Raw genomic sequence first — 15592 nt, forward strand, 5'->3', positions numbered from 1 at the left:
TTACGGATATGGGTTGATTTACATTCTGGGCATTGCATAAATTATTCCTCCTATTCATACTCTAACTCAGCAACGCCCACAGTCATATTAACGCGATCGCCCGGAACTACCATGTTGATCGCGCTTCCGTCATCAGCGGTAAAAGATGCGATCGTACCTGTAACATCCGTTGTCCGCACGTAGAATTGAGGGCGATATCCCGCAAAGAAAGGAGTTCGGCGGCCGCCTTCTTTTTCCGACAGCACGTAAACCTCAGAATCGAATTCAGTGTGAGGTTTAATTGAACCGGGTTTAGCAAGCACCATACCCCGTTCAATTTCATCTTTTTGGATGCCGCGAAGCAACAAACCGACATTATCTCCAGCCATTCCTTCATCCAGAATTTGCTGGAACATTTCAACGCCGATAACAGTTATCGTGCGAGTGTTGTGGATTCCCACCAATTCTACAGTATCGCCGACTTTGATTTGACCGCGCTCGATTTTGCCCGTGGCTACAGTTCCCCGACCTTTGATCGAGAACACATCTTCAACAGCCATCAGAAAAGGTTTGTCAATATCGCGATCGGGGGTAGAAATCCAGTCATCTACCGCATCCATCAAATCGTAAATGCCATCGACCCACTCATCCTCGCCGCGCTGAATTTTCGGATTAGCAGTCATCTTTTCCAGCGCTTTCAGTGCCGAACCTGCGACAATTGGAATATCATCGCCCGGGAAACCGTAAGAACTGAGAAGTTCGCGAATTTCTAACTCGACCAACTCCAAAATTTCCGCATCGTCCACCATATCTTTCTTATTCAAAAAGACAACCAACTTCGGCACTCCCACTTGCCGCGCTAACAAGATATGTTCGCGAGTTTGAGGCATCGAACCATCTGCAGCCGACACGACGAGAATTGCACCATCCATTTGAGCGGCACCCACGATCATGTTTTTCACGTAATCAGCGTGACCCGGACAATCAACGTGAGCGTAATGGCGATCGCCAGTTTCATACTCAACGTGAGCCGTATTAATCGTGATTCCCCGCTGTTTTTCTTCCGGTGCAGCATCGATTTCATCGTACTTTTTAGCCTTGGCCCGGCCCTGTGCAGCTAGCGTCATTGTAATCGCCGCTGTTAGGGTTGTTTTCCCGTGGTCAACGTGACCGATCGTACCGACATTAACGTGGGGTTTGTTCCGTTCAAATTTGGTGCGTGACATTACATTTGATTCTCCTCTAAGAGTTGTTTTGGGTTTCTAATCATGAGTTTTGAGTCATTAGCCTGTTATTGATGACTAATGACTGATGACTAATGATTAAAAAGGAAAGTGGAGGAGTCGAACCTCTACAGCTTTCGCTGCACCCTGGTATTCCAAACCAGTTGCCGTCCACACAGCCGCACTTTCCAAGTTTTTGATTTTTAACCGCAGATAAACGCTGATTGAGGCAGATAGATTGAAAGTGGGTGGTATAGGAGTTGAACCTATCTGGTACCGGTTAAAAGCCGGGTGCATAACCGCTTTGCTAACCACCCTTAAAAATTCAGCGTTTGTGTAATTCCTAAAAAATTATTGTGTAGTAAACACTTCAGTCCTTTTTTACCCCCAGCAATTGCAACGCCTAAAGTCCCGATTGCTAATGCTTCACTCGATAATGAAGTAACATGAAACCGTTGCTATAGATTTTGCGATCGGCAAGTTCCAAATTTGTCGGATTGATTGCACCGGAAAAAAGAGGAATTCCCGCTCCGATAACTACCGGATTCAACTTCACAATCATCTCGTCAATCTCCGAAAAAAGAGTTGCCGCTAAACCGCCACCACCGCAGAGCCAGATGTCTTTACCCGTTTCTTTTTTCAATTCCTTAACCAATGCAACAGGATTGTCCGAAACAAGTTCAATATTCTCATCTGGACTGGCTTCCATAGTGCGCGAAAAAACATACTGCTTCAAGCTGGGATAAGGATTAGTTACACCAAAATTTAGTCCTACCTCATAGGTTTTCCGTCCCATCAAAACCGCATCAAACTGCTTGTTCTCTGCACGAATGCCTTGTGCTTCCTGAAAGTGAGCCGGAAAAGTTTCAGGAAAGGAATCGAACAAATCAGCGAAATGCTCTCCTTCCATCGGAAAACAATCAAATGAGCCATCTTCGCGAGCAATAAACCCGTCAACGGTGCAAGCAACGTAATATTTTAGTTTTCTCATATTTAATCTTTGTTTTGTTAAAATCTTAAAAACAATAAATGGAGAGGACGGGACTCGAACCCGCATCGATCGACAGCAACTTTCAGGAAACGCGCTTCCTTACTGCCCGCAAGCAGATGAGAACTGCCCCCATCTCGGACTGTTAATTCCTTTCAGTGCCTCCGCAACCCGCTGCCAGTTTGCGTTTTTAGGGAACGTCGCGAAGCAACTTTTTACCCTACTCAACAAACCCGATCGTCCTTTTGGGAGCCGCTTTTCCAAAGTTTTTACGGTGCCATTCCAATTAGGCGACCTCCCCGCAATTTTTCTCAGTCTATAATAGCAAATTTTCTGAAAAAGAATTAACCATCATCCTCCATTATTTATATATAAAATCCTAAGCAATCCACCGGAGAGGTACTGCCCCTCCTATCTCTGCGTTATCAGCACAGCGCCGTACTTTCTGGCTCCCGGTGGTTAAAAGGAAGATGAAGGAATCGAACCCTTACAGTTACCTGTACCCCAGTTTTCAAGACTGGTTGCCAACCATTTAGCGGCATCTTCCAAGGGGTGTCTGACGGGAATTGAACCCGCTATTACTGGTTCCACAAACCAGCGCCGCTACCGCTTTGGCTTCAGACACCGAAAGTGGAGTCAAGGAGAATCGAACTCCTGGCCTCTTGCGTGCAAAGCAAGCGCTCTACCAATTGAGCTATGACCCCGCGTAAAAGATTCACCTGTCGAGTAAATCTAAAATCTAAAATCTAAAATCTAAAATTGTGTGGTGGATTGCGATCGGATTTGAACCGATATCTTTCTAACAGCCAGTTAGATGCTTTACCAATTAAGCTACGAACCCCAGACAGCAGGAGCGGTAGGACTTGAACCCACAACATTCGAGGTAGAAGCTCGACACTCTATCCAGTTGAGTTACACTCCCATGTTTTTTGTTAATGCGCGATTCCCTACGGGATAGCTGCGCTTCACGCACTTTGACGTGCAAGTTATCAGAGCATTGCGTTTTCTCAGTTACTAGAGGGACTCCGCCGATGAGTTATTACACACTCTTTAAAGGATGGCTACCTTTAAGCCAACCTGCCGGGTTCAATGCACTCCCCGTTCTCAAACGCCCGCTGATTTTGACAGCGTTACCTTTCCTCTCGTACTAAAGTATGTAGGCTCCAAAGATTGGGACACGCAAAGGGCGATCGCTCTTAATATAAAAAATTATCCATTCAATGGAATCAACCTCCTTAAATTAAAGCAAAAACAACGAGAGTGGTAGGACTTGAACCCACAACATCCGCGTCCGAAGCACGGCGCTCTATCCATTGAGCTACACTCCCATAAATTGGTAGTCCTGACAGGAGATTACCCCGCGTCTGCTTGTAAGGCAAACGCTCTACCATCGAAGCTCAGGACTACAAAAGCGGATGATGGGACTCGAACCCATGCGCTGAGAATGGCATACTCAGATGCTAGCCGCTACATGACATCCGCAAACCGATTTTAGATGGGAAATTTGAGATTTTGGATTGAAAAAACCTCTCGTTTAGCCAAGCGGATAACGAGGCTCGAACTCGTGCCTAGAGTTTGGAAGACTCGAATGCTACCGTTACACCATATCCGCAATTAGTTTAGCGATTGTATCTCTTTAACCTCAACATACAGCCTTTACAAAATTGTCAAGTAAGTTTGCGTTGGACTGATGGGTAAAGTTACTAATCGCTGATTTTTTAAATCTAATTCAATTCCCAGGGCTTCTAGAGGAATCACGCCTAATAAAGGATTCATACCTCCGGGCAATTCCAAACACTCAAACGTGCCTTCGCGTCCTACTAAAGAAATTTTAGCATCCTGAAAAATTCTGGCTTTACCAATGCCATTAGCAGTCTCTACATCCACTTCTTTGAGCAATTATAAACCGAGTTGTGCAATGATACTTGCAGGCAAACACAATGTTGTTGCACCTGTATCAACTAGCACATTATTTAGAGTGACTGAACGGATTTGGTCGGAAGGCATAAATCCTCTGGCTGCGACATTTTGATCGGCGCGGTTAGTCACGGTGAGTGTGGTAATAATTTTTCCCATTGAGGTATTGTCAGTTGCTAGCATAGTTTAACCTTGAACTACTCAACCTCAATTATGGCAAGTTTTTGGAAAAATGAGTGCGATCGCCATTAGTAATTTGCTAAACTAGGAGCGGAGATAAAACACATGAAACTTATACTTACAGCACCCAATCCCGAACTATTCGCCGCATTCCAAGAGCATTTTTTCTACCTACCAAATGTCAAAATTACCAACAAACGTTTCGAGGATTTAACCGAGTATGACTGTTTGGTTAGTCCCGCCAATTCATTTGGCATGATGGATGGCGGTATCGATGCAGCCATTGTTGGTTTTTTCGGTCATTCTCTAATGGTTAGGGTTCAGGAACATATCTTGGAAGACTATCTAGGCGAACAACCAGTTGGCACGTCATTTATCATCGCAACTCACCATCCCAAACATCCTTTTATCGCTCATACTCCCACCATGCGCGTACCGATGTCTGTCGTAGGAACAGACATTCCGTATGTGGCAACGTGGGCAATGCTGTTAACAATTCGGCGCTACAACCGACACGCAGAACGTAAAATTGAGAGTGTCGTTTGTCCGGGATTGGGAACGGGAATCGGCCGAGTTCCTTATCGCGAAGCCGCGCGGCAAATGGCTCTGGCTTACGATTATTTTGTGTATCCCACGCCGTATGTCAACTGTTTTGTTGCAGCAGAAAGACAACTGCAAATTTGGGAAGGTGGCGATCGCAATCCTGCTTAAAGAGCGATCGCACTTTCCCAAGCAGGTGGCGAGATTTGAACTCGCATAAAAGCTTTACAAAAGCCTCATGTTGCCAGTTACATCACACCTGCATTTTTGGTGGCGGGGGCAGGAGTTGAACCTGCTATTAAGAGGCTTATGAGACCTCCAAGCCTACCCAGGCTACTTCACCCGCGATGTCACCAAATACCCCTGACTGGCATCGAACCAGCACTAACTAGATCCTAAATCTAGCGCCTCTACCGATTGGGCTACAGGGGCAAAACCGATTTGAGATTTTAGATTTTAGATTGAATAAAACCTCATACCCCTGACAGGCCTCGAACCTGCAAAAAACACTCGTTCTGAGCGAGTGATGTTTTCCAATTACATCACAGGGGTAAAGTCGGGATGGTTGGATTTGAACCAACGACTCCATGCTCCCAAAGCATGGCTTCTGGCCGCTGAATTACATCCCGTTCATGCTCCTAGTGAGACTCGAACTCACACTCAAAATAAAACAGATTTTAAGTCTGCCGCGTCTGCCAATTCCGCCACAGGAGCAAGTAGAAACTTAGTTAAAAATTTGGTACTCCTGGTGAGATTTGAACTCACACAACACAATTTTTGAAATTGCGGCCTCTGCCAATTGGGCTACAGGAGTGTAATTGATCTGCTTTGGTAATAGCAGAACTGGGAAGGCAGGGATCGAACCTGCATTTTGCCGCTTTCAAAGAGCGGTGCCATACCGATTAAGCGACTTCCCAATAATTGGGTGCCAGGGTAGGCTTTGAACCTACAAAAACTCCTATTTCAGAGATAGGCGACTTTACCAATTTGTCTACCCGGCAATTTAAAAAATGGCTGCCCCAGTAGGACTCGAACCTACAACCTAGCGGTTAACAACCGCTTGCTCTACCATTGAGCTATAAGGCAACGCAATCCCCCAAGTCAGTATCGAACTGACGACCTCTTGTTCTTCACACAAGCACTCTACCAACTGAGCTATCGGGGGAAAACGGAGAAGGAGGGATTTGAACCCTCGACGGCTGTTAAACCGCTCTTTCTTAGCAGGAAAGCGCCTTAAGCCACTCGGCCACCTCTCCACAGCGAGCGAGAACGGAGGGATTTGAACCCTCAATCTTCAGTTTTATTAACTGAGATGTTATCCGGCTACACCACGTTCTCAAAATTGCAACTGCATATTAAATGCAGTTACAAATGGGTCGGGCTGGAATTGAACCAGCAACGCTTTAAGCTACTGTTTTACAGACAGGTACCCACGCCAATAGGAGGGCCGACCCAGACATTTTGGAAGTGCTGACGGGAGTTGAACCCGCAATCACTTGGGTGAAATCCAAGCGGCTTAAACCATTTGCCTACAGCACTATAAATTGGCACAGGAACTGAGATTTGAACTCAGAATGCTGGTTTTGGAGACCAGAGTGTTGCCAGTTACACCATCCCTGCTTTTGGTGGCAGCGGCGGGATTTGAACCTGCATTGACCAAGGTATGAACTTGGCGCTTTACCATTAAGCTACGCTGCAATGTCACTTTCGCTTCGTTCCTTTTCAAAGTTAAAAATTTCAATTAAAAGACTGTTAGTTTAATCTTTTAATTTCTATTTTTTAATTTCTGATTGGGAACAGAGGTTAGGGCGGGATTTGAACCCGCGAAAATCGGTTTTGCAGACCGACGCCTTCAACCACTCGACCACCTAACCTGGGAGTCCCGACGAGGTTTGCAGTCGCAATCTTCTCCTTGAGGGGGAGACGGCTTGACTTTTGCCTACGGGACTTTGACCCCCGCCGAAAAACGGATACTTGCTTTCCGACAGGAGGTGTGGATTTTAGACCCTAGTTCCAGTTCCCAGATTCTTCTCCTGTGGAGTAAATCTAAAATCTAAAATCTAAAATCTAAAATCGACTGACGGGAGTAACGAGACTTGAACTCGCAACCTTTCGCTCGACAGGCGACTGCTCTGACCGGTTGAGCTATACCCCCGCGAAAATGAACAATTTTCTGTCCTTGAATTACTCAAGTTGGGACGGGGTGGCGGTTGATTCCGCGTACTACAACCCGATCGGGCTATTGTTGCCGGAGTCTACACCGCCGATGTCCACAATTATGTGACACGATTAACTTCCTATTCTGTTTTCAAGGTTCATATTGCTCGTGGGGTAAGGCTTTGAAGCTCTTTCCACTTCGCCATACATTTATACTACATTGCATAATACAAGACTGTCAAGGGGGTAATACAACTTTTTTTTAAATTGGGTTTTTCAAAGGGGTGCCGATCGCTCCCACCAACCCTATGCGTTCCCCCAAACCCTTATATATCAGGGTGTTTTGCTGCTAAACTGACGGTGTTGCGTAAGGTAAATCTGATGCTGAAACTGTACTACACTCCAATTTCTCTGAATTCTCGCCGTGTGTGGGTGGCACTTCTGGAAAAACAGATTGCGTTTGAGCCTCTAGCACTTAACCTCGACGGCGACCAATTTAAGGCGGATTTTCTGGCAATTAACCCGTTCCACCGCATACCGGTGTTAGTGGATGGAGATTTGACTTTGGTGGAGTCGCTGGCAATTCTCGATTATCTGGAGGCGAAATACCCCACCCCTCCACTGCTACCGACAGAGGCGAAAGCGTTGGGTATTGTACGGATGGTGGAAATGCTGACGTTAAATGAACTGTTGCCGGCAATGTTTCCATTAACACGTCAAATGCTGGGTGTAGCGGGAGACACTGCACAGAAGTTGGAACAGTCAAAACAGCAGATAGTAACGCTGCTGAGGTTTTTTGAGGGCTTGCTGGCGGACGATCGCACTTATTTTGCTGGCGAACAGTTTACTTTGGCCGAAGTGGTGGCGGGCACTGCGGTGCATTCGGTGGGGATGTTTGGCATATCTTTTGATGAGTATCCGAAGTTGCAGCAGTGGGCCGATCGGCTTGCAGGGCGATCGAGTTGGCAGCAAACCGAGGTATCTCAAGCCGAAATTGTGGCAAAAATCCCAATAATTAAGGATTTATTGGCGGCAAGGCTTTAAAAGAGCGATCGAGCTTCAAATAAATATAGGGGGTGATTGAACTCCCCGCTTTACAAATACATCTAAAGATATCGGGCGATTTTCAATCGCCGCTTTACAAACAAACTTTACCTGGGTTGACTCAAGAAACTCTTAAGCCTTGCTTTGCGGGTTTTGTCTGTCTAGGCGCGCATTTGAGCGCCCGCATTCGATCGCTGTCAATCCCCGCTGAGACATATTTATAGAAAACTTCGATCGCAACGGCAAGAATTAACACTGACGAAAATGCCGATAGCCCAAACTCGCACAAAAGATTGATCGCCCTGCGATAATCAGCTTTTAGATATCCAATACTACAAATCAAACCTTGTCTGAATTGCCCTTAACTCCCGTGCCCGCAACCACAGAACCCGATCGCCCAAACCTCCATCACTGGCTACACTCCTTGGATACCTGTCCGAGTACCAACAGTTGGGCGATCGCCCGCGCGGCCCAACTCCACCACGGAGATGCAGTATTTACCAAGCGACAAACCAGCGGGCGCGGCCAACACGGGCGCACCTGGCACGCCCCAAGCGGTGTCTTGACTGTTAGTTTTGTACTCGAAAACCTCAACCCCACTTTGTTGCCAGGACTCAGTTTAGCAGCGGGTTTAGCCGTGATTTACGCGATTGAAGATTTGGTTCCCGACTGTCGCGATATGCTGCGCCTGAAATGGCCAAACGATGTCTGGATCGATCGCCACAAATTAGCGGGAATTCTCTGCGAAGCTACTTCCGGCAATGTTTTTGGCAAAACTCGTGCCGTTGTGGGAATTGGACTCAACCGCTGCGTAGATTTCGCGGCTGCGGGATTAGATGAAAGGGATCTCGGCAATGCGGTAAGCTTGCATTCTATTGCTAGTACAGTACCAGATGAACTGTGTTTGCTCGATCGACTGCGGCACTATTTACTCGAACTAGCCGATATGTTTTCTACCACAGACAAGCCAGCCTCCAAGTCCGGTTTAGCGCTACTTTTGCCGGAATTGCGACGCCACGATGCGTTGATTGGCTGCCCGGTGGCGATCGAACTGGCGTCGGAAACCATCTGCGGAGAAGCCGCCGGCATTGACGGAAGCGGCCGCTTGCTAATATGCTTGGCGGGCGATCGAATACAAGCCTTTACCTCTGGGCGAGTTCGATTAATTTAAGAGGAAGAAGGAAGAAGGAAGAAGGAAGAAGGAAGAAGGGAAATGCAGTCAGAGCAATATTTTCAGCGATCGAAAATGTCCTAACCTTCTTGCCAGTTACTATAAATTAAGAGAAAGAAGTCATTAGTCATTAGGGAAAATTCCCAATTAACAATTAACAAGGTCCGATGCCCGATGCCCGATGCCCGATGCCCTATTCCCTATTCCCTTTTTTAATTTATCACCTCAAATACTACCAATCTGCTCAACCACAGCGGTTGATTTGCCTCCACACCTTCCGGACGACCCTTAGTAGAAGCAACTTGTATTCTGTTGCCATTTATCCCTTGTCTAACCAAAATATTTTTCACATTAGTCGCCCTTTCCATTGCCAACTTTTGATTTTCTACCGGAGTGCTTTTAAAATCGCTGTAGCCAACTATCCTTAAATTCTTCGTGCGATTTTTCTCCATATATTCCTTGACTTTACTAAGCTTTTGTGCGACATCTTTCGCCTCCAAACTTGCCGAACCTGCACCGAAATACACGCGAACTGGCATTATTATCTTGGGCGGCGGTGGAGTTCCTATTATCACTGTATTTGTTACGGACTTTACCCCCGGAATTTTCTCAAAAGCTTGAGTTATTTTCTGAGCATCTGGCACTTTGCTTACGCTGCCTGCAACGGCGACTTTTCCCTCTGCATAGCGAGCCGAGATATTAATGCTTTCTACTTTATTCAAAAGAGCTGCCGTCCGCTTGACATCGGCTTCGACTAAAACTGGATCGGGAGGTACTTCAACGGCTATAATTTTATTTTCAATTCTTGATTGGGGAGCCACTTGCTGAGCGATTTTTTCCGCTTTCAATCGCAGATTTTGATTCGGCACTCGTCCCGAAATCTGCAATAATTTATCTTTAACATCTGCCGCGATACGATAAACCGATAACTCTGGAGCAGATTGTAATGCTAAATTCGTATCTGCTTCTAAGTTCGCTTCAACTGCGCTGCGGTATTGATGAATTCCCCAAGGTACTCCAATTAAACCTAACGCTGCCAAACCGATAATTGGTAAAATGGGAAGTTTAGAAGATTTAACTTTTACCTCTGTATCGATTAATTTTTGCAATTTCGAGTTTACTTCTGGTGGTACAGTTGCTGGATCGCCGTTAAATGACCGAATTTTATCTCCGTATTCTTGAACAATATTGTTGAATATCGATCGCATTTTGTACTTAAACCACTGGCGGGTTTCTCCTTGCATCACTACTGCTAGATAACACGAACCCGCTACTTCCAATACGATCGTAGATGTGCCGTATTCTATTGCATCAATTTCTGCAATATTTCCAGACTGAGATATGCAATCGTTGACAAAAGCCCGAATAGCAGTCAGCATCCCCGCTACCATGTCTGATTCTAGCTGTTCGCGTTCAGACTTCTGCACTGCTGAAATTACTAAGCCCGATTCTGTTTGAATTAAAAAAACAGCTTTAACACTCAGTGGTGTTGTTTCTTTCATCAGCAGTTCGGCTTCAGAAATGCCCTGTAATTTGGCTTGAATTTTACGACTAATTCCCTCTGGACTTAAAGCTGATTCGAGTTTTTCATTAATCTCCCGCATCATCTCGGCAATGTATTTTAAAATCGTGCTGCCGATTATCGGATAAAGTGCATCCGACATTGCTTCTCGCTTGAGATGAATTTGCTGTTTGATAGCGGTGGCCATTTCCGGCGCGATCGCCATTGCAATTTCATCTGGCGATTCACTGATTCTGTGGCTGATTCCTACAGGAAGAGCAGGCGATATGGCTACTCCCATCGATTGCCTGTTTTCTCGGGTTTTGGTATTAATTACTTCATCAATTATTGGAGTTATGGTTTCGGCAAATGATTTTCTCGACTCATTAATCGTTTGGAGCATCATTTCGGGAAACATGATTTTAATTCTGGCAAGTAATTCTTCCCGATTGCCTCCCCATTCCGCATCAGTAATTTTGCGATCGAGTTCGCCTACTTTATCGTTGAGTCTGTAATTATAACTTACAACTTCATCTAACAAGGGTAAAATAGATTCGATGACAGACTTTTGCAGTTGGGCGTGATGGCTAACCATCAGCTCGTCAATCAAAGGTTTCAGTAAATCGGTAAACAAGTCTGTCGATTCATAGATCCGGTGTTCGATCGCCACAATCTTTTGTTCGATCTTCGCGAGTCTTTGATCGAGCCTTTTATTCTGAATGATGGCATCGACAGCGGGCGCGATCGCAGATTCTATCTCTAGCTTTGCTTCCCCGATGTTTCGAGACAGCATTTCTACAATCACTGGCATTATTCTTGCCATCAACCCTTCTATCTCGGCTAAAACTTGCTGCTGAACTTCAACAATCTTAGTTTCATTATTTAATATTTGTGCTGCAATACCGCTGTTTTGAAGAGCTGTGTTCACACCGGGCGCGATCGCCTCTCTCACCTCTAACTTTGTCTCCTCGAGTTTCCGGTTCAGCGAGTCAATCATTAACGGCATTAACCTTGCCATTATATCTTCCGGTTGAGTTTTTTGCTGTCGCTGAAGATTATTTAGTCTACTTTCTACATCGCTCAATTGTCCTTGAACTTCTCTTTGAAGAATTGCTGATTGTATCAAAGGTTCGATCGTCGCTGCTACTTGTAATTTTGATTCATCGATTTTCTGATTCAGCAAATCAGTTATTGCGGGCATTAGCATCGCCATTATCTCTTCTGGCTTCTGAATAGGCGACTGTTGTGTAGCCAGTCGGCGTTCGATGATGCTCAATACTTTTTCTTCTATTTCTACCCAAGCTATTCTTACCTGTACTGAAGGGGTAACAGCTTCTACAATCTCTGATTTTAATTCACTAATTTTGCGGTTTAGCAATTCGCTAACTACTGGTACTAGCTGCTTGATTAAATCTTCCGGTTGCTGCTGGTAACGCTGCTGAATATTCGCAACTCTATCTTCAATTCTTACTACCTGTTCTTCAAGTCCGTTTTGATTGTGAATTACTTGATTGACTTTTGGTGCGATCGCCGAAGCTACCTCTAACTTAGACTCCTCTACCTTACGCTTGAGCAGCTCGCCCACCACCAACATCACCCTTTGCATTAACTGTTCAGAATTCGGCAGTTGCTGCTGGTTGAAGTTAGCAATTTTATTTTCCAAATCAGCTATTTTGGTCTGCAATTCGAGCTGATTAATTTGATCGCTGCTAGCGAGTTCGATCGCATTTTTTAATTCCGACTGCAACCCCTCTAATTCATCTCTCACTAACTCAGGAATTAACGGTCTCAGTAAACTCATCAACTCTTGGGGTTCAGACATCAACTTCTCAAAATTTTCTAACCTTTGTTCCACGCTCAAAACATTACTGTAAAATTCCGGTAAATCCCTTTCAAACAGCAGTTGTTGCAACCGCTTAAACTCCTCTACTGCTTGTTCTAACTCTTCCTCAGAGGGCCGATAATTTTTTGCTACCTTCGCGGTTATAGATAAATCGTGTTCCTCATTACTTTTTTCTCGTCTTTGAGAGGGGATCTCTTCATCGTTAGTTAATACTTCCGGTACCACACTCGGTGGTTCGATCAGGAAAGACAATTGTTTGCGCCGACTTTCCTCATCCTCTAATCGCTGCACAGACTTTTCCGCAAGCGGTAACTTCAGCTCGCTTGGTTCTTTTTTTGATTTCTTTAATAACTGGAATTCAGTCAGTATGGTTAGCAATTCCTGAAGTTGCTCTCCAGCTTTAGAACTTGCTATAGTTGCATCAGAAACCTCTTTTTCTGACTGATATATTTTCCCTGAATTGTCATTTGATGCTGCCATACTGCCCTACCCAAACGTAATTTTAATCGACCGAAGGAAATTACCAGCTTGCTTGTCGCCTCACCCCAGCGAAAATCAATAGGAATGACACAATTTATCCAAGCGTCAGGCGTACTAAAGCTATCGCCTTATTTTAACTGCTCTTCTGCGACTAGCCAACTGGGCCGCCAACTGCAATGCTGCCTTCATGCTGGAGGCATCTGCAATCCCCTGACCTACAATATCAAAAGCTGTGCCGTGATCCGGAGAGGTGCGGACAAAAGGCAAGCCAATTGTAGTGTTGACTGCTTTATCGAAAGCCATCAATTTTACTGGAATCAACCCCTGGTCGTGGTACATTGCCAAGTAACCGTCGTGAGCTTCCTTGGCTAAACCGTACCAAACTTTAGCCGGTTTTACCCACAGGGTATCGGGGGGGACTGGCCCGTCTAACTGCACTTGAGGAAAGCGATCGCGCTGCGTTTCCAACCAAGGTATCATCCAGTCTTGCTCTTCATTTCCCAGTTTGCCATTTTCGCCGCTGTGAGGATTTAAGCCAGAAATCGCAATTTTCGGTCTTTCCAGCCCAAAATCTTCCCGCAAACAGTCTATCAGCAATTCTAGTTTTTCACTCAGTAATTCGGGACTCAACGCATCGGGGACTTGACGCAGGGAAATATGTGTGGTAGCCAGTAAAGTTACGAGCGTCCAGCCACTGTGGGGAGATGTGGCGGCAAACAGCATTCCGAATCGCTGCGATTTTGCTCTTTCTGCGAGGAGTTCTGTTTGTCCGGGATAATTGTAACCGGCCGCCTGCCAGCAAGTTTTGGAAATCGGGCCGGTCACGATGGCGGAGAATTCGCCGGCAATGGTACGGGCGATCGCGCTTTCCATGTAAGCAAAGCTAGCAGCCCCGCTAGCTGCACTCCCGACACCGGGGACAATTTCGCCCCACTTGCTGTCTGGTTCGATATCAATAATGTTTAATGTTTCGGGATTTGCCGCTTCTGCTGCTGGATTGCTCGATCGCAACTTATCGTAAGTTTGCTGCAAAACTCTCCTAGAGCCTATAACCGTTGCCATCAAGCCAGCAGCGGGATCGGCCAATGCCTTGAGAATCACTTCCGGTCCAATTCCCGCCGGATCTCCAAGAGTTACAGCTAGTTGTGATTCCCGATCGAGACTCAAGGCAGTTTTCTCCAACAAAATACAGCAATTTCGGCACTGAAATTTTAGCATTCATGTACCTGGTTGCCCCAAATTATATTATCTTTATTTAATGCGATCGCCCAATTGGACATATCAAAACCATGAATCCTGAAATTTTCAATGCAGCCTTTTTGTCCTTTTCCCTAATTTTCGTGGGTATAGCTGGAGGCTTCCTCCTGCTCAAATTGCAAGGCGGCGAAGAATAAGTTTTTTTCAACCAATCCTTCAGAAGCCTTCTACCTTCTGCCTTCTAGAGTCTACTTGCTGCCTAAAGCCAGCCTTCTGCCGAATATCTCAAGCCTAAAATGAGAAAAATTCAGGTTTTTGTTAAGTTTTTATAAAAAACTTAACAAAAACCTGATACCATCTTATTGAAAGTTTAAGATTCATAATTAATCCCTAGATGACTTTATTGATTTTAGGTGCCACCGGCACTCTCGGCCGCCAGATAGCCCGCCGCGCCCTAGACGAGGGCTACCAGGTGCGCTGTTTAGTCAGAAGTTACAGAAAAGCTGCATTTTTGAAAGAATGGGGCGCTGAACTCGTACCGGGGAACCTTTGCCAGCCAGACAGTCTGCCTCCGGCCCTAGAAGGCGTCAGTGCTATTATCGATGCAGCAACAGCCAGTGCAGCCGATTCTGTCAGCATCAAAAGAGTAGACTGGGACGGGAAAGTATCGCTGATCCAAGCAGCAGCAGCAGCAGGCATCAAGCGTTACATATTCTTTTCCTTTCTAGACGCTGAGAAATATCCCCAAGTCCCGTTGTTGGAAATCAAGCGTTGTACCGAACTGTTTTTAGCAGAATCCGGTTTAGACTACACAATCTTGAGACCTTGCGGCTTTTTGCAAGGACTGCTGAGCCTGTATGCAATGCCGATTTTGGACAATCAGGCAGTCTGGCTGCCCAATAAGCCATCTGCCCTTGCCTACATGAACACTCAGGACGTTGCTAAATTTGCCGTCCGGGCCCTTTCCGTTCCTGAAACCGAGAAAAAAAGTTTTCCGGTGGTGGGGAATCGCGCTTGGGATGCTGACGAAATCGTGCGGTTGTGCGAACGGCTGTCAGGGAAGCAAGCTAAAATTACGCGCACCCCAGACGCCTTGTTGAAGGCTACTCGTCAATTTGCTAAGTTCTTTCAGTGGAGTTGGAACGTAGCTGACAGGTTGGCTTTTTCAGAAGTTTTGGCAGCCGGAAAACCCTTGAAAGCTCCGATGGATGATGTTTACAGTGTCTTCGGAATCGACCCCAAAGAAACTACTACTTTGGAGTCTTATCTCGAAGAATACTTTAATCTGATTATGAAGAAGCTCAAGGAAATAGAGTACGAGCAGCTTAAGACTAAAAAACGGAGTAAACAAAAAATGCCCTTTACATTTTAA

General features: G+C 45.6%; 9 protein-coding genes, 28 tRNA genes and 2 pseudogenes. 6 read left to right on the forward strand and 33 right to left on the reverse strand.

What is annotated here, in order from left to right; all coding sequences use genetic code 11:
• Positions 1 to 77: 77 nt before the first annotated feature.
• The 14 genes and pseudogenes from tuf to QUB25_RS16910 all read right to left on the reverse strand — a co-directional run.
• Positions 78 to 1205: pseudogene (gene tuf / locus QUB25_RS16845) on the reverse strand (elongation factor Tu); the annotation flags it as partial.
• A gap of 102 nt (positions 1206 to 1307) precedes the next feature.
• A tRNA-Ser gene (locus QUB25_RS16850) sits at positions 1308 to 1392 on the reverse strand.
• Positions 1393 to 1447: 55 nt separating this feature from the next.
• Positions 1448 to 1519 (reverse strand) — tRNA-Lys (locus QUB25_RS16855).
• A 101-nt stretch (positions 1520 to 1620) separates the two neighbouring features.
• Positions 1621 to 2193, reverse strand: a complete 573-nt coding sequence (locus QUB25_RS16860; protein WP_333184423.1) for a dihydrofolate reductase family protein — start codon at positions 2191 to 2193, stop codon at positions 1621 to 1623.
• A 461-nt stretch (positions 2194 to 2654) separates the two neighbouring features.
• A tRNA-Ser gene (locus QUB25_RS16865) sits at positions 2655 to 2737 on the reverse strand.
• Between the two features lie 4 nt (positions 2738 to 2741).
• Positions 2742 to 2815, reverse strand: a tRNA-His gene (locus QUB25_RS16870).
• A gap of 6 nt (positions 2816 to 2821) precedes the next feature.
• Positions 2822 to 2894: transfer RNA gene (locus tag QUB25_RS16875), tRNA-Ala, on the reverse strand.
• A 60-nt stretch (positions 2895 to 2954) separates the two neighbouring features.
• Positions 2955 to 3031: transfer RNA gene (locus QUB25_RS16880), tRNA-Ala, on the reverse strand.
• 7 nt (positions 3032 to 3038) lie between these two features.
• Positions 3039 to 3112: transfer RNA gene (locus QUB25_RS16885), tRNA-Arg, on the reverse strand.
• 333 nt (positions 3113 to 3445) lie between these two features.
• Positions 3446 to 3518, reverse strand: a tRNA-Arg gene (locus QUB25_RS16890).
• Between the two features lie 6 nt (positions 3519 to 3524).
• Positions 3525 to 3595 (reverse strand) — tRNA-Val (locus tag QUB25_RS16895).
• Positions 3596 to 3600: 5 nt separating this feature from the next.
• Positions 3601 to 3672, reverse strand: a tRNA-Gly gene (locus QUB25_RS16900).
• Between the two features lie 59 nt (positions 3673 to 3731).
• Positions 3732 to 3802 (reverse strand) — tRNA-Gly (locus QUB25_RS16905).
• Positions 3803 to 3846: 44 nt separating this feature from the next.
• Positions 3847 to 4290 (reverse strand): annotated as a pseudogene (locus QUB25_RS16910) (retroviral-like aspartic protease family protein).
• A 102-nt stretch (positions 4291 to 4392) separates the two neighbouring features.
• Between QUB25_RS16910 and QUB25_RS16915 the strand changes: the two are divergent.
• Entirely contained in the window at positions 4393 to 4998 is a 606-nt protein-coding gene (locus QUB25_RS16915; RefSeq protein ID WP_333184425.1) for a macro domain-containing protein, read from the forward strand.
• A gap of 20 nt (positions 4999 to 5018) precedes the next feature.
• Here QUB25_RS16915 and QUB25_RS16920 read toward each other — a convergent pair.
• The 17 genes from QUB25_RS16920 to QUB25_RS17000 form a co-directional block, all read right to left on the reverse strand.
• Positions 5019 to 5090: transfer RNA gene (locus QUB25_RS16920), tRNA-Thr, on the reverse strand.
• A 95-nt stretch (positions 5091 to 5185) separates the two neighbouring features.
• A tRNA-Leu gene (locus tag QUB25_RS16925) sits at positions 5186 to 5259 on the reverse strand.
• Between the two features lie 124 nt (positions 5260 to 5383).
• A tRNA-Pro gene (locus tag QUB25_RS16930) sits at positions 5384 to 5456 on the reverse strand.
• 4 nt (positions 5457 to 5460) lie between these two features.
• Positions 5461 to 5541, reverse strand: a tRNA-Leu gene (locus QUB25_RS16935).
• Positions 5542 to 5564: 23 nt separating this feature from the next.
• Positions 5565 to 5641: transfer RNA gene (locus QUB25_RS16940), tRNA-Leu, on the reverse strand.
• Between the two features lie 29 nt (positions 5642 to 5670).
• Positions 5671 to 5744, reverse strand: a tRNA-Gln gene (locus QUB25_RS16945).
• Positions 5745 to 5749: 5 nt separating this feature from the next.
• Positions 5750 to 5828: transfer RNA gene (locus QUB25_RS16950), tRNA-Gln, on the reverse strand.
• Between the two features lie 10 nt (positions 5829 to 5838).
• A tRNA-Asn gene (locus tag QUB25_RS16955) sits at positions 5839 to 5913 on the reverse strand.
• Positions 5914 to 5919: 6 nt separating this feature from the next.
• Positions 5920 to 5992: transfer RNA gene (locus QUB25_RS16960), tRNA-Phe, on the reverse strand.
• Positions 5993 to 5996: 4 nt separating this feature from the next.
• Positions 5997 to 6083: transfer RNA gene (locus tag QUB25_RS16965), tRNA-Ser, on the reverse strand.
• Between the two features lie 8 nt (positions 6084 to 6091).
• Positions 6092 to 6165 (reverse strand) — tRNA-Tyr (locus tag QUB25_RS16970).
• Between the two features lie 34 nt (positions 6166 to 6199).
• A tRNA-Tyr gene (locus tag QUB25_RS16975) sits at positions 6200 to 6281 on the reverse strand.
• Between the two features lie 8 nt (positions 6282 to 6289).
• Positions 6290 to 6366: transfer RNA gene (locus QUB25_RS16980), tRNA-Glu, on the reverse strand.
• 6 nt (positions 6367 to 6372) lie between these two features.
• Positions 6373 to 6447: transfer RNA gene (locus QUB25_RS16985), tRNA-Trp, on the reverse strand.
• 3 nt (positions 6448 to 6450) lie between these two features.
• Positions 6451 to 6525 (reverse strand) — tRNA-Met (locus QUB25_RS16990).
• 102 nt (positions 6526 to 6627) lie between these two features.
• A tRNA-Cys gene (locus QUB25_RS16995) sits at positions 6628 to 6701 on the reverse strand.
• A gap of 207 nt (positions 6702 to 6908) precedes the next feature.
• Positions 6909 to 6982 (reverse strand) — tRNA-Asp (locus QUB25_RS17000).
• A 6-nt stretch (positions 6983 to 6988) separates the two neighbouring features.
• Here QUB25_RS17000 and QUB25_RS17005 point away from each other — a divergent pair.
• From QUB25_RS17005 to QUB25_RS17015, 3 genes are all read left to right on the forward strand, one after another.
• Positions 6989 to 7111: a hypothetical protein gene (locus tag QUB25_RS17005; RefSeq protein WP_333059559.1), complete on the forward strand. Its 123-nt coding sequence runs from the start codon at positions 6989 to 6991 to the stop codon at positions 7109 to 7111.
• Between the two features lie 254 nt (positions 7112 to 7365).
• Positions 7366 to 8028 (forward strand): glutathione S-transferase family protein, encoded by a 663-nt coding sequence (locus QUB25_RS17010; protein ID WP_333184427.1) that lies wholly within the window; start codon positions 7366 to 7368, stop codon positions 8026 to 8028.
• A gap of 346 nt (positions 8029 to 8374) precedes the next feature.
• Positions 8375 to 9199, forward strand: coding sequence for a biotin--[acetyl-CoA-carboxylase] ligase (locus tag QUB25_RS17015; RefSeq protein ID WP_333184429.1), 825 nt, complete (start codon positions 8375 to 8377; stop codon positions 9197 to 9199).
• Positions 9200 to 9411: 212 nt separating this feature from the next.
• On the opposite strand, the gene QUB25_RS17020 is transcribed toward QUB25_RS17015, so the two are convergent.
• Positions 9412 to 13023, reverse strand: coding sequence for an OmpA family protein (locus QUB25_RS17020; RefSeq protein ID WP_333184431.1), 3612 nt, complete (start codon positions 13021 to 13023; stop codon positions 9412 to 9414).
• A gap of 120 nt (positions 13024 to 13143) precedes the next feature.
• On the reverse strand, positions 13144 to 14241 hold the full coding sequence (pdxA, locus tag QUB25_RS17025) for a 4-hydroxythreonine-4-phosphate dehydrogenase PdxA (protein WP_333184433.1): 1098 nt from the start codon (positions 14239 to 14241) through the stop codon (positions 13144 to 13146).
• 71 nt (positions 14242 to 14312) lie between these two features.
• On the opposite strand from pdxA, the gene petM reads away from it, so the two are divergent.
• Entirely contained in the window at positions 14313 to 14417 is a 105-nt protein-coding gene (petM, locus tag QUB25_RS17030; RefSeq protein WP_333040919.1) for a cytochrome b6-f complex subunit PetM, read from the forward strand.
• Between the two features lie 197 nt (positions 14418 to 14614).
• Positions 14615 to 15592 (forward strand): NmrA family NAD(P)-binding protein, encoded by a 978-nt coding sequence (locus tag QUB25_RS17035; RefSeq protein WP_190657002.1) that lies wholly within the window; start codon positions 14615 to 14617, stop codon positions 15590 to 15592.

It is taken from the genome of Microcoleus sp. B3-D7 (assembly GCF_036705305.1).
In the GTDB taxonomy this organism is placed as follows: Bacteria; Cyanobacteriota; Cyanobacteriia; order Cyanobacteriales; family Microcoleaceae; genus Microcoleus.